Below are 19,254 nucleotides of genomic sequence, written 5' to 3' on the forward strand. Positions count from 1 at the left end.
TGGAGAACCTGGGTCACCTGGGTGACCGCAACGACCACGACTCGCAGGGCCTGTTCCAGCAGCGCCCCTCCAGTGGTTGGGGCACGGTCGAGCAGATCACCGACCCCGAGTACTCCACCCTGGCCTTCCTCAAGGGCCTCAAGCAGGTCGACGGCTGGCAGGACATGCCGCTGACCAAGGCCGCCCAGACCGTGCAGGTCTCGGCCTACCCGGACCACTACGCCCAGTGGGAGCAGCAGGCCGCCGACCTCGTCGCCGAGCACTGGAACAGCTGACCCACCCACACACGCATACTGGCCGGCACCCCACAACGGGGTGCCGGCCAGCGGCGTATCCATAACCACTTGTCCACACCACCGGATGATCTCTAGATTGCGGGGCGGCGGGGGCGGCTCCAGGGCGCGCTTCCTTCTCTTCCCACGCTGAATGGTCTAGCCCGTCCGCTCTCCGTCCCCGCCCTCATCCACCGGCCCGCCCTGACCCACGGGCCGAGCCGGACCGCCCCTCGCCCACGCCGGAGTCAGCCGTGCGCCTCATCCGCTCGACCCGCCCCGCTCACCCCACCACCGACCCGGCCGCGCTGGCGCTGCTGCGCCGTGGCCTGGTCGCGCCGGGACTGCTGGCCGGGCCGAAGCGGCGTGAGCGTGGCACTCCCCTCCCCGCCGAGACGGGGGTACGGGCGCTGGAGGCCGACGCGCTGAGCCTCGGCTACGTCGTCGGCGTGCGGCTGCGCGCGTACCTGTGCCGGCAGGAACCGGCCCGGCTCGCCGCCCTCGGCTCCGCCCTGCTCACCGGCCTCGCCACCCTGGTCGGCGCGCACGTGCCGCACCTGCCGCTGTTCAAGGACTTCCCGAACCGGGTGCCCGCCAGCACCGACGACCTGTACGTGCTGCGGATGTTCGCCCTGCTCACCCAGCCGTTGCAGGCCACCTGCGTGCTCTGCGGCGAGGCCGGCACGGTCCACCCGGTGGACCCGTGCGGGCACGCGGTCTGCACCGCCTGCTGGGACCTGCAGACCTGGACCGCCTGCCCGATCTGCCACCGCCGCACCGGGCACGCCCTGGCCCACCTGGACGAGGCCACCTGGCGTCCGGGACGCGCCGTGCCGCGCGGCGAGCCGGTCGACACCGCCGCCCTGCCCCGGCGATGGGTGCTGCTGGAACTCTCCGAGCACCTCGACGACGACCTGCACGACACGGTCGCCGCCCTGCTGGCCCGCCGTACCCCGCTCACCGCGCAGGAGACCACGGACCTGGACGCGCTGCTCGACCGGATCGGCCACGCCGACCTGGGCTGGCTGCCGGACACCATCGAGGTACGCGCCACCCGCGCCCACGTCCTGCACCGGCTGCTCGCCGACCCGCGCCTGGCCGACCGGCTGCCCGACCTGCTGGCCCGGCACGTCACCACCGCCACCGACCTGCTGCGCCTGCTGTACCTGCGCGACGGCGGCGACGTCCACCTGATCCGCGCGCCGCAGCGGCGTACCTCGCTGCCGCGCCGGCTGCGCCGGCTGGTGCTCGGCCGGATGGATGCGCTGCCCCTCGCGACCCTGATCGAGGACCTGCACCGGCACCGCAACGCCTGGCTGCGCACGGCGGAGAACCTGCACCCGTTCGAGGAGCCGGCCCGCCACCCGCACGCGGCGCTCGGCTTCGCCGTGCTCCGTCGTACGGTGGTCGACCCGGCCTCGAAGCTGGGCGCGGCGCTCGGCCCGCTCGCCGACGCCCACCCCGACCTCGTCGTCTCCGACGATGGTCGGCTGCGGCACCGGGGCTGGCGCTCGCGCACCGAGACGGCGCTGCGCGGCGGCGACCACGACCGGGCCCTCGCCCTGCTCGCCCGGCGTCCCGGCGAACTGCTGCGCCGTACCGTGATGCTGGCCGCCCGGTTCGTCGCCCGACCCGGTGACGAGACCGCCTTCCTGCTCACCGTCGCGGACGCCGCGACCCGGGTCGCGCCCGGCGTGCTGCTGGCGGCGCTGTCGGCGGTACGGGCGGCGACCCACGGCCCGCGGCCGCGCCTGTACTTCCCGGCGGCCGGCGGCGCGCGGCTGTGGACCGAGCCGGACCGGCGGGACCGCCTCCCCGCCGAACTGGGCGGGGAACTGGAGCTGCTGCTCACCGACGAACTGCTGCGCCGGGCCGCCGCACGGCCGCGTACCCCGGTGGCGGTCCTGGACGCGGGCCTGGCCGACCTGGTCGCGCCGTTCGCCGAGCGGACCGCCTCGGCGGCGCTGGTCGCCCTGCCCCGGGGCAGCGTCCAGCCGCTGCCGCCCGGGGCGGTGGTCCGGCTCTTCCTGCACTGGACCGAACCCGCCGGCACCCGCGTCGACCTGGACCTGTCGGTGGCCCTGTACGACGACACCGGCCGGTTCGTCGGCCTCTGCGACTACACCCGGCTGCGGTTCGGCGGGCGGGCCGCGGTGCACTCCGGTGACCTCACCTCGGCGCCCGCACCGCTGGGCGCCAGCGAGTTCGTCGACCTGGACGTGGCCCGGCTGCGCGCCGCGGGCGTCCGGTACCTGGTCATGGTGGTGTTCAGCTACAACGACGTGGCGTTCGAGGAACTGACCGACGCGTTCGCCGGGTTCATGGGCGAGCCGCCCGGCGCGGACGGCACGGGCCGGGGCCTCTTCCGCCGGGGCGGCGCGCCGTTCCGGCCGAAGCACGTGGAGCAGCGTTTCGACCTGACCGGTGCGGAGAAGGTCGCCACCCCGCTCCTGGTGGACCTGGAGCGTCGCCGGCTGCGCTGGCTCGACGTGACGCTCGCCGGCAGCGGGGCCACGCACAGCGTCGCCGGCTACTCGCACCGGCTCGGTCAGCTCGCGGTCGCCGCCGACGGGTACTTCGACGGCGGGTTCCGGCCGAGCCTGTGGGAGGTGGCGTGCTGGCATGCCGCCGCCCGCGCCGACCTGGTGCAGGTCCGCGCCGACGGAGTGCGCACCTACCGCCGCCAGCCGGGCGAGAGCCTGCGGGACTTCGCCGCCCGGCTCACCCACCTCGGGCCGGCGGAGGAGACGTCCGGCGGGCAGTCGCAGCCGGCGACGTTCGCGGCGCTGGTGCGCGGTGACGCCCCGGTGCGCGACGCCGCCCGGGTCTACGCGCTGCACCCCGACGGCCTGGACACCGCCCGGGTCCGGCGGCACACCGCCGCGGACCTGGTCGCGCAGCTCGCGCCGGTGGACTGACCCCCGGGTACGACAGAAGCCCCGGCTCGTCGTGAGCCGGGGCTTCGCGGTCTGGTGGGCGATACTGGGTTTGAACCAGTGACCTCTTCCGTGTCAAGGAAGCGCGCTCCCACTGCGCCAATCGCCCGGGGTCGAGAGCGGACGACGGGATTCGAACCCGCGACCCTCACCTTGGCAAGGTGATGCGCTACCAGCTGCGCTACGTCCGCGTGCCGCCCGGTTCCCCCGGCGACGGACAGAACTCTACCCGATGCCAAGATCGCCTCTGCGCCCGCCCCGCCGATTCCGTCGGGCCCGGGTGATTGCGCTGGTCAACCACGGGGTACTGACTCTCCTCGACAGCACACCACATCCCCCTGAAGGAGGCTGTCGTGGGAATCGGAACGAGCATCTTCCTGCTCGCGGTCGGCGCGATCCTGACCTTCGCGCTGGACGCGAGCGTCGGTGGCGTCAACCTCGACGTCGTCGGTTGGATCCTCATGGCGGCCGGCCTGCTCGGCCTCGTCATCACGGCGCTGCTCTGGAGCCGCCGCCGCGAGGTGGTCACCACGGCCGAGCCGGTCGAGTACCGGCGGGTCGAGGAGCGACGGGACGTCGCCCCGCCGCTGTGACCGACCAGGGACGGGGCCGCCGGAGCTGAACGGTCCGCCCCCGCACACCGGTCGACTCCACGCCGGCCACCGGGACCCCGGTGGCCGGCGTGCGTACGTACCGCTGGTCCACGATGGAAACCTGACAGTCACACCTTGCTGACCGTCGGTACGATCCCGCTCGTGGACGGTCGTCGGGAAACGGAACTGCTGACAGCAGAGGACGAGGCGGCGGAGGAACTGGCCCGCCGGGTGGTCCGACAGGTCGCCCCCGAGGAGACGGAGATCTTCGGTGTCGTCCGCGACGCGTACCGGCGGGACCCCGGGCGGCTGACCGGGCCGGGCGACGGCCGCGACCGGATGCTCGGCTTCGGCATCGAGGCCGCCGCCGCCCTGCTCACCCCACTGGTGCTGGGGATCAGCGCGGAGGTGGTCCGCCACCTCGCACTGGAGGCGGTCGGCGCGATCGAGGTACGCGACCGGCTGCGCCGCCTCCTCGGCAGGCGGCGCGACGACACGCCGGACACGCTGACCGCCGCGACGGAGGACGCCCTCGCCACCGAGCCGCTGGCAGCCCTCGGAGCGCAGGCCGCCGCCGAGCCGCAGGCCGCCGCCGAGCCGCAGGCCGCCGGAGCAGGGATCGTGACCGAGCCGGAGGCCGTCCGCACGGCCGGGCCGGACGCGCCCCGCGACGGCGACGCCGTGCCCGCTGTCCCGCCCGTCGACGTGCGGCGGATCCGGGAACTGGTGGTGACCCGGTGCCGGCAGGCCGGGGTGGAGGAGGATCGGGCGCACCTGATCGCGGACGCCGTCGTCGGCGCCCTGCACGTCGACGGGTGACCGTGCGCGCGGCGGCACCCCGCCCGGTGGTGTCCGGCACGACGCTGCGCTTCGCCTCGCTCGTCGCCGCTGTGCTCGGCACCGGCGTGTACGCCTTCAGCTTTCTCTACACCCTGCCACCCGGGAACAGCGCCGCCGGCACCGTCACGTCCGTCCGCTGCGCGGAGGCGTACCAGCACGCTCTGCCCGCCCCCGACGCGGACGTCGACACGTACGTCGCCGCCAGCGAACGGGCACAGCAGGAACTCGTCGCCTGCATGGCCCCCTTCGATCGGCCCCGGGCCGCCTGGGTGCTCGTCGGCCTCGTCGTGCTGCTGGCGGTCGCGGCGGTCCTGCACCTGGCGACCCCGTGGTGGATCCGCCGCCGGGGGCGACTGGTCGAGATCACCGCCGACGCGTTTCCCCGGCTGCACGCCGAACTGACCCGGCTGAGCACGGTCGCCGGCCTGGACCGGCCGCCGGCCTTCCTGCTCGACCCGGCGGCCGGCGCGCCCGGCGGGCTGGCCTTCGGCCGGGTCGGCCGGTACGCGGTGCGGATCAACGCCGGGCTGGCGCCGCTGGCGGTGATCGACCCGGGAGCGTTCCGGGCCGTCGTGCTGCACGAGCTGGCCCACGTCCGCAACCGGGACGTCGACCTGACCTACGCGGTGGTGGCGCTCTGGCGGGCGTTCGTCGCGGTGGCGCTGGTCCCGCTGGTCCTGCTCTCGCTGTACCCCACCGTCCTGTCCGATCCCAGCCGGCCGCCGTGGACCGACGACGACGTCATCGACGAGTACCTGCCGTGGGACGTCGCCGGCTACGGGGCGACGGCGGTGCACGGGCTCGTCCGCGCGCTGCTCTTTGTCGCGATCGTGTACCTCGCCCGCAACGCGGTGCTGCGTGCCCGGGAGACGTACGCCGACGCCCGGGCCGCCGACTTCGGCGTCGGACCGGACCTACGGCGGGCCGTCACGACGGCGGTCGGGCGGGCCGCCCGGGGGTGGCGACGGTGGCTCGGCCGGTACGGCGTGCACCCCACCACCGCCGCCCGACTGGCCGCCATCGACGATCCACCGCGGGTGCACCGGCCCCGCTTCGGTGAGCTGTTCGGGGCCGGCCTGACCACGATGGTCGCCTTCACCGGCCTGTCCCACTACGCCCGGATCGCCCTGCCTGACGCCGGCCCCACGGGTTCCCTGGCCGCCGCGTGGATCGTCGCGCCCGTGGTCACCGGAATCCTGGGCGCGCTCGCCTGGCGGACCTGGCAGTCACCCGGCTCACCGGCGGACCGGATCGGCAGGCTGATCACGGCGACCCTCGGGTTCAGCCTCGGCTGGCTGGTCGGCGACGTGGCGTCGCTCGCCACCTACGCCGGCACCTGGGGGTTCTTCGGCACGTCGTCGACCGGTGGCCGGGTCCCGCTGGGCGCGGCTCCCGTCATGGGCGGCTACGGCGTGGACTCCGCCCTCGTCGCGGCGCTGCTGCTGACCGGGGGGATGCTGGCGCAGGCGGGGGTCCTCGCCGCTGCCGCCCGGTCCTGGTCGGCGCGGGGGGCGACCGGCCGGTGGGCGTGGGGCGCCGGCGTCGTCGTCACCGCCGTGCCGTTCGCCGTGTGGATCGCGATCTGGTTCGACACCCGGACGGTCCCTCACCTGGTGGGTCACCTCTACAGCGTCGGCGCGACCGACCTGGCCCGTGTCGGCGTCGACATCTGGCAGGGGCCGGGTTTCTCCCTGCTGACCCTCTTCTACCCGCCGCTCGAGATCTTCGGCGGCCGGTCCCTGGCGGTGCCCGCGCTGGCGGTGGCCTGGTTGTACCCGCTCGCCGCCGGGTTGCCCTGGTGGCGGCGCACGCCCACCCCCGCGTCGCCGACGCACGACGCCGTCCCCGACACCACTGCCGTCCCGGCGGACGACCGGCCCACCACGACGGCCACCGGCCCGGGGGACGACCGGCCCGGCACCGCCACCCCGGCGGACGACCGGACGACCGCCGACGTCACGGACGATCCGGCCGCCGTGGCCGCCGCCGACCCCGCGCGCACCCGCCCGGATCCGCCGGCCGACGACCCCCGCATCGGCGAGGGCGTCCGGGCGACGCTGCGGATGGCGCTGCTCGGGGTCGCCGGGTTCGCCGTCGCGCTGCTCGCCGCCCGCGCGGCGGTCCGGCTGTTCGCGCCGGAGCGGGCCGGCGCGGCCGACTTCTCCGGCTACTTCTACTACTCGGAGCTCGCCGCGGTCACGCTCGTGCAGGCCGTGGTGGGCGGCGTGCTGGCCGTCCGAGGCCGCCCGCTCGGGCTGGTCCTCGGGCAGCTCGGGGCGATGATCGTCGCCGTGCTGGCCACCGTGGCGGTCGTCGGGGCGCAGACGCTCGGCGGCTGCGTGGCAGCGTTCCGGTTCACCAGGTCCACCTGCGCCCCGCCCGACGACCTGCCGTGGGCTCTCGGGTTGCTGCGGACCCTGGCCGTCGAGGGCGCGCTCGCCGCTCTGCTGGCGGGCGTGGCGGTCGTCGCCGCCTCCGCGCTGGCCCGGCGGCTCCCGGCCCGGGCCGGGACGGTCGGCGCGACGGCTCGACGGGCCTGGTCGGCCGCCCTGCTGGTGCTCCTGCTGAGCGCCGGCGGGCTGGCGGCGCGGGGCGCGTACGCCTTCGAGGAGCCGGCGAGCGTGGCGACCGCCACGCCCCGGCCGTCGGCGTCCGCTCCGGCCGACCCACCGCCGGCCGGTCCGGGACGCCCGCTGACCACCGGCGAGGCGACCGCTGCCGTCGAGGCGGCCGAGCGGGGGCTACCACCCCGGTGGCAGCGCAAGGCGGAGGACAAGGAGGACTCCTCGGCCGAATCCCACTACGACCCGGCAGGGTGCGAGTCTCTGGGCATCGGGGCGTACCGGGAGGCGCTCGAGCCGCAGGAGCGGGCGTCGGCGGGGTTGCCGCTGACCAACGGTGGCCGGCTGGCGTCGACGACCCTGTACGTCGGCGTCACCTCGTACGCCACGCCGGTGCCGGAGTCGGTGCTGCGCGACGCCGAACGGCAACGGATCGCCTGCCCCCGGTTCACCACGACCACCTCGGACACCGGCTTCCAGTTGGTCTACGAGGTGCATCCGGGCAGCGCCCCGGACCTGGGTGATCAGGCATGGCGGATGGACTACGACATATCGACTGTGTCCGGCACTCCGATACGGGGTCGCCTGGCCGAGGCGACCGTACGGGTGGACCACACCCTGGTCACTGTCTCCATGACCGCGGTCGGGGAGCCGCTCGACGAGGCGCTGCTGCGCGACACGCTGACCCGGGTGGTGTCCGCCCTGCCACGGTGAAGCGGCTGATGGAACGACGAAGGGCCGGTCCCGGAGGACCGACCCTTCGTTGCTGGTGGGCGATACTGGGTTTGAACCAGTGACCTCTTCCGTGTCAAGGAAGCGCGCTCCCACTGCGCCAATCGCCCGTGCTCGTACCGAGGTGGGGACGGGATTTGAACCCGCGTACACGGCTTTGCAGGCCGTTGCCTCGCCTCTCGGCCACCCCACCGAGGTTGCCCCCGTCATGCGTGGCGGCAGCTCCGAGCGGACGACGGGATTCGAACCCGCGACCCTCACCTTGGCAAGGTGATGCGCTACCAGCTGCGCTACGTCCGCTTGTCTCCGGGCGTACCCGGTGACGGATGAGAACTTTAGCCGAGCCGTCGGACAAGTGCCAACTCGGGGGTGACTCCGGCGCGTCACCTGGCGCTGTCACCACCACCACATTCCCTTGAGCTTCCTAGGAGACTGGGTGGTGAGGTGCGGTGGGCGGGGTCGAGGCGACGGTCCCGGCACGGCAGCTCCGCAACCGCCGACACGGCAGGTCTCAGCCGCCGGCCGGCAGGTCGAGCGGCCCCGCGCGGCGGACCATGAAGCCGGGACGATGCTGTCCGGCTTCCGACTGTCGAGAGCACGACCGGCCGGTTCGGTGACGCGCTGTGCTCACGTCGATGGGTTACCGTAACCGGCGTGACGAGACGTGCCGCCGATGTCCGCCTGGATTCCCTGCTGCGCACGGCCTGCGACGTGATCGTCGAGCGTGGACTCGCCAACACCCGGACGGCCGACGTGGCGCAGGCCGCCGGGGTCAGCCAGGCCCTGGTGTTCTACCACTTCGCCACCAAGGAGCGGCTGCTCGCCCAGGCCTTCGCGTACGCGGTCGAGCAGGATCTGGCCCGGCTGGACACGGTGGTCCGGTCCTCCGCCCCGCCGCTGACCAAGCTGCGCCGACTGCTGCGGCTCTACACCCCCGCCGGCCGGTCGATCTCCTGGTCGATGTGGATCGACGGATGGGCGGAGTCGCTGCGCACCCCGGAACTGGAGAAGGTCTGCCGCCGGCTCGACCTGCGCTGGCGCCAGGACCTGGCCGCGGTGATCACCGACGGGGTGGCCGCCGGCACCTTCGAATGCGCCGACCCGGCCGGCGCCGCCTGGCGGATCAACGCGGTGATGGACGGCCTGGCCGTCCAGTTGGCGGTGCACGAGCGGGTGATCACCCGCCGTCAGGTCGGCGAGTGGATCCGCCTGGTCGCCGCTCGTGAGCTGGGCCTCGACCCGAGCCAGCTCGACTGACGGTAGGCATGGCGGGGTCGATCCGACGGCCGGGTCGCAAAACCGCCCGGACCGGCACGAACAGCCGGACAATCGACGGCATGGACCTGCTCGAAACGTACCGGCGGAGCCTGGCCGAGTTCATCGACCGGGTGGAGCAGGTGGCCCCGGCGCAGTGGTCGGACCCGACGCCCTGCCCGGGCTGGGACGTACGCACCCTGGTCAACCACGTGGTGGCCGAGGACCGGTGGACGGTGCCGCTGCTCGCCGGCCGGACGGTCGCCGAGATCGGCGACCGCTTCGACGGCGACCAGCTCGGCGACGACCCGGTAAGCACCGCCAGGCAGGCGGCGTCCCAGGCCGAGGTGGCCGCGACGCACCCCGGTGCGCTGGACACGACGGTGCACCTCTCGGCCGGCGAGACGGCGGCCGGGGAGTACCTGCACCAGCTCGTCGCCGAGCACCTCGTACACGGATGGGACCTGGCGGTGGCGATCGGCGCGGACCCGCGCCTGGACGACGAGGCGGTCGCCGCCTGCGCCCGCTGGTTCGCCGCCCGGGCGACGGACTACCGGCAGGCGGACCTGACCCGGCCCGGCACGTCGGTGCCGGCGGACGCCGACGAGCAGGACCGCCTCATCGCCGCCTTCGGCCGTGATCCGGACTGGACCCCACCGGACTGACCCCACCGGACTGCCCCACCCGAGCGGCCCGACGGCGGGCACGCCGGCACCGCGCCGCTGCGGTTTGCGGCGTGTCGCGGCGTCCGAACCCGCCGACACCGCGACACGCCGCGAACGGAGCACTCGGTCTGCGCAAGGAGGGGTCGGCGGGCGGCGGGGCGTACCTCAGGAGGAGGCCGTGGGGCGACGGCCGTGCCGTGCCCGCAGCCGGCGCAGGGCCGGTGGGTGGACGTTGGCCAGCGCGAGGTCGCCGCCGTAGTGGGCGAGCACCCGGTGGTCCATCACCCGCCGCCAGAGCGGGGGCACCAACGCGGCGACGACCATGGTGGCGTAGCCGGCGGGCAGTTGCGGTGAGGAGTCGAAGCTGCGCAGGGTCTGGTAGCGGCGCAGCGGGTTGGCGTGGTGGTCGCTGTGCCGCTGGAGCTGGAAGAGGAAGACGTTGGTGACCGTCCGGTCGCTGTTCCAGCTGTGCCGGGGATCGACCTTCTCGTAGCGGCCGGCGGCGGTGCGCTGCCGGGCCAGCCCGTAGTGCTCCAGGTAGTTGACCACCTCCAGCAGGGAGAAGCCGACCACCGCCTGGAGCGCGAGGAACACCAGCACCCCCGGGCCGAAGGCGACCGCGAGCACGGCGTAGAGCACGACGGTCATCGCCCAGGCGTTGAGGACGTCGTTGCGCCACGTCCAGGGGCTGCGGCCGCGCAACCGCAAGCGGCTCGCCTCCAGCCGCCAGGCCGACCGCAGGCCACCGACGACGGTACGCGGCCAGAACGCCCAGAAGCTCTCCCCCAGCCGCGAGCTGGCCGGGTCCTCGCCGGTGGCGACCCGGGTGTGGTGGCCCCGGTTGTGCTCGACGTGGAAGTGCCCGTACCCGGTGGGCGCGAGCGCGATCTTGGAGAGCCAGCGCTCCGCCGTCTCGCGCTTGTGTCCCAACTCGTGCGCGGTGTTGATGGCGATGCCGTCGACCACGCCGACGGTGGCGACCAGTCCGGCGGCGCCGATCCAGGACAGCTCGCCGCCGGCGAAGACGGCGCAGCAGAGCACCAGGGCGGCGTACTGGGCGGGCAGCCAGAGGTAGGTGAGCCAGCGGTAGTAGCCGTCGGCCGACAGCCGGGCCATCGCCTCGTCGGGCGGGTTGCGCCGGTCGTCGCCGATCAGCAGGTCGACCGTCGGGATGAGCCCGAAGACGACCAGCGGGGTGAGCCACCAGGCCCAGGCGTCACCGGTGCCCCGCCAGGTGAGGAAGCCCAGGAAGGGCAGGACCGGGACGAGCAGGGCCAGCGGCCAGAGCGGCTTGCGGGTGTCGCGCCAGGCGACGGTTCCGGCCGTCGCGGCGGTGCCGTGGGTCATCGCCAACCTCCGATCTGTCGGGCTGCCCCCCGACTGTGGCACCGGTCACGTCGATTTACAAGAGGGGCTTTTTTGTAAAGCGAGTCGGGTGACACCAGCGACACCTACCGTCACCGGCGACCTTGCCCGCACCAGTCCCGCCTGGTATCCACAGATGCGCATGCGTAACCGCGCCTGCCCCGGGGTCGGCGCCGCGCCGGCCCCCGCTCCCACGAGGAGGTCACGTGCCCAGACCGGAGTGGACATCATGGACGAGCCGGCGCCGACGCCGGCTCGTCCCCGTACTGGCGGCCGCCGCCGTGGTCGCCGCCCTGCTGCCCGGCGGCACCAGCGCCACGGCGGCCCCGGGCGACGCGTCGGCCGCGCAACCGGGCCGCTCCGGCTCGTTCGCCGACGACAGCCACCAGGCCGCCGACGTCGACAACCGCCCCGGTACGGCGGCGCCCGACGCGCGCCAGCGCGGCCTCGCCCGGCAGGTCGACGCCGACGTGCGGTGGAACCGGCTCGGCACCCCGCACGCGCTCGGCCCGGCCCGCGCCCCGCTCGCCACCGGGCTGCCCGCCGACCCGGAGGCCGCCGCCCGGCGCTACCTCGCCGACAACCACGAACTGTTCGGGCTGGACGCCGGCGCGGTCGCCGCGATGGACCGGCTCCTGGTCCGGCCGATCGGCGAGGGGGCGGTGGTCACCCTGCGGCAGCGCTTCGGCGACCTGCCCGCCGGCCACGACGGCCTGGTCACCGTCGCGGTGGTCGACGGCACCGTGGTCTCGGTCAGCTCCTCGCTCGCCCGCGACGCCTCGGCACCCGCCCCGGCCACCCTCACCGGCGAGCAGGCGTACGCCGCCGCGCTCGCCGACGCCGGCCTGGACGAAGGCGCGGTGGCCCGGCACAGCGTCCGCCCGGTCGCCGTGCCCACCCCGCGCGACGGCAACCGGGCCGCGTACGAGGTGACCCTGATCGGCGCGGAGAGCGACCACCCGGCGGCCTTCACCACCTACGTCGACGGCATCACCGGCCAGGTGCTCGTCCGCGAGGACCTGGTCGACTTCGACTCGGACAACCCGAGCTGGGCGGTCTACCCGGCCACCCCGCCGAGCGACCTCGCGCCCGGGCAGGACCCCCGGGTGCGCTGGTGCGGCGAACCCGGACCGGACTGCGCGGCGGTGTTCCACGACCCGGCCGGCGGCAAGCACTGGGACGTCGACCTGGCCACCGGCACGCCCACCGGCACGTCGCGCGGCAACTCCGCCAACACGGTCGTCTCCTGGGGCGCCGGCAGTCCGATGCTGCCCGCCACGGCCAGCCCGCAGCGGCGCTACGAGTACCCGTTCACCGACCAGTGGCACCAGGCGCGCTGCAACCCGGCGGTCTTCACCTCCGCGCAGCGCAACGACGCCGACGCCGCCGTCGCCAACCTCTTCGCCATGCACAACCGGATGCACGACTGGGCCTGGCACCTCGGCTTCACCGAGGCCACCTGGAACCTCCAGGCGGTCAACGTCAGCGGGGCCGGCCTCGGCGGAGACGCCGAGCAGGGCCGCGCCCAGCAGGGCGCGCTGAGCGGCAACCGGAACAACGCCAACCAGGGCACCCCGCGCGACGGCCTGCCGCCGACCACCAACATGTACCTGTGGCAGCCGCAGGCCGGCGGCCCGTACCCGCCGTGCGTCGACGGCGACTACGACATGACGGTGATCGGGCACGAGTACACCCACGCCATCACCAACCGCATGATCGCCGGCCCGGACAGCGGCATCGGCGGCCTCCAGGGCGGGGCGATGGGCGAGTCGTGGAGCGACCTGCTCGCCGCCGAGTACCTCTACCAGCACGGCCTGCGCGCCCCCGGCGAGACGCCCTGGGTCACCGGCGGGTACGTCACCGGCAACCTGGTCAGCGGCATCCGCAACCACGACTTCAGCCGCAGCCCGCTGAACTACTCCGACGTCGGCTACAACACCGCCGGCCCCGGCGTGCACGCCGACGGGGAGATCTGGAGCGCGACCAACTTCCGGATCCGCTCGGCCCTGGTCAAGAGGTACGGCCTGGGCACCCCGCAGCGGCAGCTCGACTGCGCGCTGGGCAAGGTCGCCGCGGAGCAGTGCCCGGGCAACCGGCGCTGGATCCAGCTGGTCTTCGACTCGTTCCTGCTCCAGGCCGCGAGCCAGGTCAGCATGCTCGACATGCGCGACAACCTGCTCACCGCCGACCGGCTGCGCTTCGGCGGGGCCAACCAGGAGCTGATCTGGACCGAGTTCGCCCGCTCCGGGATGGGCCGGGACGCCGCCACCAACGGCGCCACCGACACCGACCCGACGCCGAGCTTCGCCAGCCCGACGGGCGGCAACGCGACGCTGACCCTGCGCCCCAAGGGCGACAGCGCCGACGCGCCGATCCGGCTCTACGTCGGCGACTACGAGGCGCGGGCCACCCCGGTGGCCGACACCGACCCGGCCACCGAACTGCCGGACACCTTCGAGGCGGTCGCCGGGACGTACCGGCTGCTCGCGGTGGCGCCCGGCTTCGGGCACCAGCGGCTCAGCGTGGTCGCCAAGGAGGGCAAGCAGGGGTACGTCGACCTGCGGCTGAGCCGCAACCTGGCGTCCACCGCCTCCGGGGCGGTGATCACCGGTGACGGGGTCAACCTGGACCGGATCGGCGACGACACCGAGGCCACCAACTGGGCCTCGCTGACCGGGGTGGCCGGCCGGGGCGTCACCGTGGCGCTGCCCGGCGATGCCCCGCAGGTGGTCAAGCGGGTGAACGTCAGCGCCATGCTCCGGCCGGCGATCACCGGCGACGCCGACACCGGCGGGCAGAACGCGCTCAGCGCCCTGCGGGCGTTCGCCGTGTGGACCTGCGACGCGACGAGGACCGACTGCGCCGACCCGGCCCGCTGGACGCGGATCTTCACCAGCGCCGACGACGCCTTCCCCGGAGGCAGGTACCGGGCGTACACCCGGGACGTGAACCTGCGCGCGTTCCCGGTGCCGACCACGCTCGCCACCCACGTCAAGCTGGAGGTGCTGGCCAGCCAGTGCACCGGCGGTCCGGCGTACGCCGGCGAGCAGGACGACGACCCGGCGACGACGACCGACTGCGCGACCGCCAGCCCGGCGCGCGACCAGGTCCGGATCGCCGAGTTCCAGGTGTTCTCGAAGTGAACCCCGCCGGGGTCGGGTGGCCCCACCCGACCCCGGCGGCCCCCGATCAGCGGCGCGCCGGCGTCCAGCGGCGGGGACGCTCGAACGGCAGGCCGCCCTCCTCGCCCCGCTTGGACTCGCGGGTCAACTGCCGCAGCCGCAGCAGCAGGCCGGCGCCGAGGAAGAGCAGCAGCCCGCCGAGGAGGAAGGCCGCCTGCACCACGCCGAACCCGCCGGTCGCGCTGCCGGACGTCGGGCGGCCGGCGGCGGGCGGCACCTCGGCCACCGCCTCCTCGGTCTGCTCGGCCGCCTCGTCGGCCGCCTCGGACTCCTCGACGGCCGCCTCCGACTCGGCCGGCTCCGGCGCGCGGGTGCTCGCCGGTGCGGTCGCGTCCGGGCCGACCACGTTGCGGGTGGCGCTGCGCCGGGCGAGCAGGCGCAGGTTCGGGTCGTACGCCTCGGCGGCGAGGGTGACCCGCCCCTGGGTGACGTCGGCGTCGAAGGCCACCCGGTAACGGGCGGTGACCGTCCGGTCCGGGCAGAGGGTGCCCGGGTCGAGCTGACGGTCGGTCAGCCGGGCCACGGCCCCCTCGGTCTGGATCTGCAGGGGGAAGATGCCGGAGTCCTCGACCCGGTCCATCTTCACCTGGTCCAGCCGCAGACCCTCGACGGTGAGCACCATCGACCAGCGGACCTTCACGCACTCGCCGGGATCGGTGCGGGAGACCACCGCGGAGAGCGTCCGCACCTCGTCGCCGGCGGTGAACTCGGCGGGCAGTCCGCTCAGCTCGGTGGCGAAGGCGGCGAACGCCGGTGCGGGGGCCGCGAGCCCTGTCGCCGACAGGCAGGCCAGCACCACCCCGAGCCGCATCGCGTTGCGCCACACCGTCGCCACCGTCGTCCTCCTTCTGTCGGTCCCGTCCACCCGCCACGCTATGAGCGGTACACGGAAGCGGGTAGACGGGCGTGTTCGCACGAGCCGTGAATCTTGGGACGGGTTGTCACGCACAGTGGTGAACCGGTCACCGCCGACCCGCGACACGCCCGGGAACGGCACCGGGGGACAATCCACGGGTGTCCGATCTCGCCACCGCCTTCGTCCTGTTGCACGCCCGTCTCACCCCGGTGGCCTTCGTCCCGGAGGTGCGGCTGCACCAGGCCGACGAGCCGATCGGGCTCTGGGAACTGACCGAGGGCGAGTTCCGCAGCGCCCAGCCGCCGCCGTTCTGGGCGTTCGCCTGGGCCGGCGGGCAGGGGCTGGCCCGGTACGTCACCGACCACCCCGACCTGGTGGCCGGCCGCCGGGTGCTCGACCTGGCCTCCGGCTCCGGCCTGGTGGCCATCGCCGCCGCCCGGGCCGGGGCGGCGTCGGTCCGCGCCGTCGAGGTCGACGAGCGGGCGGTGGCCGCCGTCGCGCTCAACGCCGAGGCCAACGGGGTACGCGTCGACGCCGAGTTCGGCGACATCCTCGACGGCGACGCCGGCGACGCCGAGGTGGTGCTCGCCGGGGACGTCTTCTACAGCGAGGCGATGGCGCGGCGGATGCTGCGCTTCCTGCTCCGGGCCGCCCGGTCCGGGGCCCGGGTGCTGGTGGGTGACCCGGGCCGGGCGTTCCTGCCCCGCGACCGGTTCCGCGAGCTGGCCGCGTACGACGTGCCGGTGCCGGAGGCGTTGGAGAGCGTACGGGTGAAGCACACCACCGTCTGGGAGCTGGACGCCGCCCTGCCGGGAGCCGCCCGCTAGCGTGACGGCGTGCTGTTCCGGGGCTGGGGGGAGTCCGTCGACGAGCGGTGGCCGGACCTGGCCGTCGTCGCCGACCACGTCGGGGTCGACCATCTGGTGGTCACCCGGCACGCGCTGGTCCGGCAGGTCCTCGCCGACCCGGTGACCTGGCGGCCCGACAACGCCCTGGACGCGGTGACCCCGCTGCCGGTGGCCGCGCTGCGGGTGCTCGCCGGGCACCGGTTCCGGCTGCCGCCGACCCTGGCCAACAACTCCTCGGCCAGCCACCCGGCGATCCGGGCGGTCGTCGCCGAGGCGTTGCACCCGAGCCGGGTGGCCGCCCAGCAGCCCTGGTTGACCGGCCTGGTCCGGCAGCGGGTGGCCCGGCTCGCCGCCGCCCTCGACGCCGGGGAGCCGGTCGACCTGTACGCCGACCTCGCCGCCGACCTGCCGCTGCTGGTGCTGGCCCGGCTCGTCGAGCTGCCGGACGCCCCGGTCGGGGCGGTGAAGGACTTCGCCCGGGCGGCGCTGGAGCTGTTCTGGGCCCCGCTGGACACCGACCGGCAGCTCGCCCTCGCCGCCGAGGTGGGGCGCTTCCACACGGTGCTGCGCGACTTCGCCGGCACCGGGGGCGGGCTGGCCGCCGCGCTGCGCGCCGACGGGCACTCCCCCGACGTGGTGGTCGGCGCGCTGTTCTTCCTGCTGGTGGCCGGCCAGGAGACCACCTCGCAGTTCCTCACCCTGCTGCTGCACCGGCTCACCGCCGAGCCGGCGGTCCGCGCCGGGCTGCGGACCGGTTCGGTGGCGGTCGCCGACGTGGTCGAGGAGGGGTTGCGGCTGGAGCCGCCGATCGTGACCTGGCGGCGGGTGGCCGCGGTCGACGCCACGCTGGGCGGGACGGCGGTCGCGGCGGGGACCAGCGTGGTGCTCTGGCTGGCCCGCGCCGGACGCGACCCCGAGGTGGTCGCCGCGCCGGGACGGTTCCTGCCCGGGCAGCGCGGGTCACGCCGGCACCTGGCCTTCGGCGCGGGGGCGCACCGCTGCGTGGGCGCGCAACTGGCCCGGATGGAGGCGGCGGTCGTGGTGACCGAGGCGGCGGCGCTGCTCGACGGGGTGCGGGTGGTCCGCCCGCCCTGGTGCCCTGACAACCTCACCTTCCGGATGCCGGACACGTTCGTCGTGCGGCGGGGCTGACCCGACGGAGGTCAGGTGCTCAGCCGGCGTCCTCGGCCCAGGCCCGCCAGTCGTCGAGCACCCCGTACAGGGCGGGGGTGAGCCAGCCGGGCGCGGAGCGGCGGAACACCCCCGGGTCGATCGCCCCGGCGCCGGCCGGCAGCGCGCCGAGCAGGTTCGGCACCAGCTCGGTCAGGTTGGCCCAGTGCACCAGCTCCGGCTCCGCCGGCCAGGCGCCGATCACCACCCCGGCGGGGATCGCCCGGCGTTCCAACGCCTCCAGGGTGAGCGCGGTGTGGTTCAGGGTGCCGAGGCCGGCGCGGGCCACCACCACGGCCGGAGCGCCGAGGGAGACGGCCAGGTCGGCAACGGTCCACGGTTCGCCGGAGGGGCGCAGCCCCATCGGCACGAGCAGCCCGCCGGCCCCCTCGACCAGGACCAGGTCGTGCTTGTCGACCTCGGCGCGGATCGCGTCGACGGCGGTGTACAGCTCCAGCGGCGGAAGCTCGGCGACCCGGGCCGCGGCGAGCGGGGCGAGCGGGTCGGGGTAGCTGGCCAGGGTCCGCCCGGTGAGCGGGGCGGCGAGCCGGGTCACCGAGTCGACGTCGCCGGGTTCCCCGGTGGCCGTACCCGTCTGGCCCGGCTTGACGACCGCGACCCGCATGCCGGCGGCCTGCGCGGCCGCGGTGATCGCGGCCGTCACCACGGTCTTGCCGACCTCGGTGTCGGTGCCGGTGACCAGCACCGCTCCCTTCCACGGCGTGGTCACCGCAGCACCTCCACCCCAGCCGGCGCGCTCACGGCGCGCACTCCACGATCACGTCCAACGCCCGCGCGAAGTCGGCCCGGGGGATCCCGGCGGAGATGGTCAGCCGCAGCCGGGAGCGGCTGTCCGGGGTGGACGGCGGGCGGAAGCAGCCGACCGCGACACCCCGGTCGCGGCAGTCGGCGGCCCAGGCGGTGGCGGCCTCCGGGCCGGGGGCGGTCACCGACACCACGGCGGCGTCCGGGACGGAGACCGTCAGGCCGGCGGCGGCCAGCCGGCGGACCGCCAGCGCGGCCCGGTCGGCCAGTTCCGCGCGCAGGTCGTCGCCGGCTCGGGCCAGCTCGACGGCGGCGCGCACGCCGGCGGCGACCGCCGGGGGCGGTGCGGTGTCGAAGATGAAGGTCCGACCCGTCTCGACCAGGTGCCGGACGAACTCCGCGGGACCGGCGACCACTCCGCCCGCGCCGCCGAGCGCCTTGGAGAGGGTGGCGGTGACCACGACGTCGGGTTCACCGGCGAGACCGGCCGCGGCCACCCCGCCGGCGCCGCCCGGCCCGGTCACCCCGAGCGCGTGCGCGTCGTCGACCAGCAGCAGCGCGCCGTGCCGGCGGGCCACGGCGTGCAGGTCGGCCAGCGGGGCGAGGTCGCCGTCGACGGAGAAGACCGACTCGGTCACCACCACGGCCGGTCGACCGGGGGCGGCGGCGAGCGCGGCGGCCACCGCGTCGACGTCGGCGTGCGCGGTGACCACGGTCTCCGCGCCGGAGATCCGGCAGCCGTCGATCAGCGAGGCGTGGTTGTGGGCGTCGGAGACCAGCAGGGTACGCGGCTGCGTCAGGCCCCGGACGGCGGCGAGGTTGGCCAGGTAGCCGGAGGAGAAGACGAGCGCGCGGTCGACGCCGAGCCAGTCGGCGAGGGCGTCCTCCAGCGCGTGGTGGGCGTCGGTGGAACCACGGACCAGCCGCGACCCGGTGGCCCCCAGCCCGTACGCGGCCAGCGCCCGCGCGGCGGCGGCGGTGACCTCGGGGTGGGTGGCCAGGCCGAGGTAGTCGTTGCCGGCGAGGTCGACCACGGCGTCACCGGCGGCCCGGGGGCGTAGCGTGCGGGTCAGCCCGGCCTTGGCGCGCAGCCCGGCCCGACGGTCCAGCGCCGCCAACCAGTCCGCCACCGTCACCGCCTCCCTCCGCCCGGTCACCGGCGTGCCGCAATCGGCGCGCCGCCGGGCGAAATTACCACCCGGCCGGCGCTTCGCG

At 75.1% G+C, this 19,254-nt stretch carries 13 protein-coding genes, 5 tRNA genes and 1 pseudogene; 10 read left to right on the plus strand and 9 right to left on the minus strand.

The features are described 5' to 3' along the window. Positions 1–275, plus strand: a pseudogene (locus ACPFP2_RS20115) (hypothetical protein); the annotation flags it as partial. Between the two features lie 251 nt (positions 276–526). Beyond that, positions 527–3,190, plus strand: a complete 2,664-nt coding sequence (locus tag ACPFP2_RS20120) for an MXAN_6230/SCO0854 family RING domain-containing protein (protein ID WP_424090713.1) — start codon at positions 527–529, stop codon at positions 3,188–3,190. A gap of 52 nt (positions 3,191–3,242) precedes the next feature. Here the strand turns inward: ACPFP2_RS20120 and ACPFP2_RS20125 are convergent. Both ACPFP2_RS20125 and ACPFP2_RS20130 read right to left on the minus strand, forming a co-directional pair. Then, positions 3,243–3,317, minus strand: a tRNA-Val gene (locus tag ACPFP2_RS20125). Positions 3,318–3,326: 9 nt separating this feature from the next. Further along, positions 3,327–3,399 (minus strand) — tRNA-Gly (locus ACPFP2_RS20130). A gap of 162 nt (positions 3,400–3,561) precedes the next feature. Between ACPFP2_RS20130 and ACPFP2_RS20135 the strand changes: the two genes are divergently transcribed. The 3 genes from ACPFP2_RS20135 (at position 3,562) to ACPFP2_RS20145 (ending at position 7,916) form a co-directional block, all read left to right on the plus strand. Beyond that, positions 3,562–3,801 (plus strand): DUF6458 family protein, encoded by a 240-nt coding sequence (locus ACPFP2_RS20135; RefSeq protein ID WP_424090714.1) that lies wholly within the window; start codon positions 3,562–3,564, stop codon positions 3,799–3,801. Between the two features lie 162 nt (positions 3,802–3,963). Continuing rightward, positions 3,964–4,620: a hypothetical protein gene (locus ACPFP2_RS20140; RefSeq protein WP_424090715.1), complete on the plus strand. Its 657-nt coding sequence runs from the start codon at positions 3,964–3,966 to the stop codon at positions 4,618–4,620. Continuing rightward, positions 4,617–7,916 (plus strand): M48 family metalloprotease, encoded by a 3,300-nt coding sequence (locus tag ACPFP2_RS20145; RefSeq protein WP_424090716.1) that lies wholly within the window; start codon positions 4,617–4,619, stop codon positions 7,914–7,916. Before ACPFP2_RS20140 ends, ACPFP2_RS20145 begins: the two co-directional genes overlap by 4 nt. A 53-nt stretch (positions 7,917–7,969) precedes the next feature. Here the strand turns inward: ACPFP2_RS20145 and ACPFP2_RS20150 are convergent. The 3 genes from ACPFP2_RS20150 to ACPFP2_RS20160 all read right to left on the minus strand — a co-directional run bounded on the left by ACPFP2_RS20150 (position 7,970) and on the right by ACPFP2_RS20160 (position 8,234). Beyond that, positions 7,970–8,044, minus strand: a tRNA-Val gene (locus ACPFP2_RS20150). 12 nt (positions 8,045–8,056) lie between these two features. After that, positions 8,057–8,127 (minus strand) — tRNA-Cys (locus ACPFP2_RS20155). Positions 8,128–8,161: 34 nt separating this feature from the next. Next, positions 8,162–8,234: transfer RNA gene (locus ACPFP2_RS20160), tRNA-Gly, on the minus strand. 354 nt (positions 8,235–8,588) lie between these two features. Between ACPFP2_RS20160 and ACPFP2_RS20165 the strand changes: the two genes are divergently transcribed. Both ACPFP2_RS20165 and ACPFP2_RS20170 read left to right on the plus strand, forming a co-directional pair. Beyond that, positions 8,589–9,191 (plus strand): TetR/AcrR family transcriptional regulator, encoded by a 603-nt coding sequence (locus tag ACPFP2_RS20165; protein WP_424090717.1) that lies wholly within the window; start codon positions 8,589–8,591, stop codon positions 9,189–9,191. Between the two features lie 80 nt (positions 9,192–9,271). Further along, entirely contained in the window at positions 9,272–9,853 is a 582-nt protein-coding gene (locus ACPFP2_RS20170) for a TIGR03086 family metal-binding protein (protein WP_424090718.1), read from the plus strand. Positions 9,854–10,018: 165 nt separating this feature from the next. Here ACPFP2_RS20170 and ACPFP2_RS20175 read toward each other — a convergent pair whose 3' ends face one another. Beyond that, positions 10,019–11,200 (minus strand): alkane 1-monooxygenase, encoded by a 1,182-nt coding sequence (locus ACPFP2_RS20175; protein WP_424090719.1) that lies wholly within the window; start codon positions 11,198–11,200, stop codon positions 10,019–10,021. Between the two features lie 224 nt (positions 11,201–11,424). On the opposite strand from ACPFP2_RS20175, the gene ACPFP2_RS20180 reads away from it, so the two are divergent. Then, positions 11,425–14,361 (plus strand): M36 family metallopeptidase, encoded by a 2,937-nt coding sequence (locus ACPFP2_RS20180; protein ID WP_424090720.1) that lies wholly within the window; start codon positions 11,425–11,427, stop codon positions 14,359–14,361. 46 nt (positions 14,362–14,407) lie between these two features. Here ACPFP2_RS20180 and ACPFP2_RS20185 read toward each other — a convergent pair whose 3' ends face one another. Next, positions 14,408–15,235, minus strand: a complete 828-nt coding sequence (locus tag ACPFP2_RS20185) for a hypothetical protein (protein ID WP_424090721.1) — start codon at positions 15,233–15,235, stop codon at positions 14,408–14,410. A gap of 179 nt (positions 15,236–15,414) precedes the next feature. On the opposite strand from ACPFP2_RS20185, the gene ACPFP2_RS20190 reads away from it, so the two are divergent. Together ACPFP2_RS20190 and ACPFP2_RS20195 are read left to right on the plus strand one after the other, a co-directional pair. Next, positions 15,415–16,083, plus strand: a complete 669-nt coding sequence (locus ACPFP2_RS20190) for a class I SAM-dependent methyltransferase (RefSeq protein WP_424090722.1) — start codon at positions 15,415–15,417, stop codon at positions 16,081–16,083. Positions 16,084–16,092: 9 nt separating this feature from the next. Further along, the gene (locus ACPFP2_RS20195) at positions 16,093–17,256 is read left to right on the plus strand and encodes a cytochrome P450 (protein ID WP_424090723.1); all 1,164 of its coding nucleotides are present in this window, start codon (positions 16,093–16,095) and stop codon (positions 17,254–17,256) included. A 19-nt stretch (positions 17,257–17,275) separates the two neighbouring features. Here the strand turns inward: ACPFP2_RS20195 and bioD are convergent, their stop codons facing one another. Together bioD and ACPFP2_RS20205 are read right to left on the minus strand one after the other, a co-directional pair. Then, a complete protein-coding gene (gene bioD / locus ACPFP2_RS20200) occupies positions 17,276–17,980 on the minus strand; it encodes a dethiobiotin synthase (protein WP_424090824.1) in 705 nt (234 codons plus the stop codon). 52 nt (positions 17,981–18,032) lie between these two features. Then, the gene (locus ACPFP2_RS20205; protein WP_424090724.1) at positions 18,033–19,169 is read right to left on the minus strand and encodes an 8-amino-7-oxononanoate synthase; all 1,137 of its coding nucleotides are present in this window, start codon (positions 19,167–19,169) and stop codon (positions 18,033–18,035) included. Between the last annotated feature and the right edge of the window lie 85 nt (positions 19,170–19,254).

The sequence above is a fragment of the Micromonospora citrea genome (genome assembly GCF_049629545.1).
In the GTDB taxonomy this organism is placed as follows: Bacteria; Actinomycetota; Actinomycetes; order Mycobacteriales; family Micromonosporaceae; genus Micromonospora; species Micromonospora citrea_A.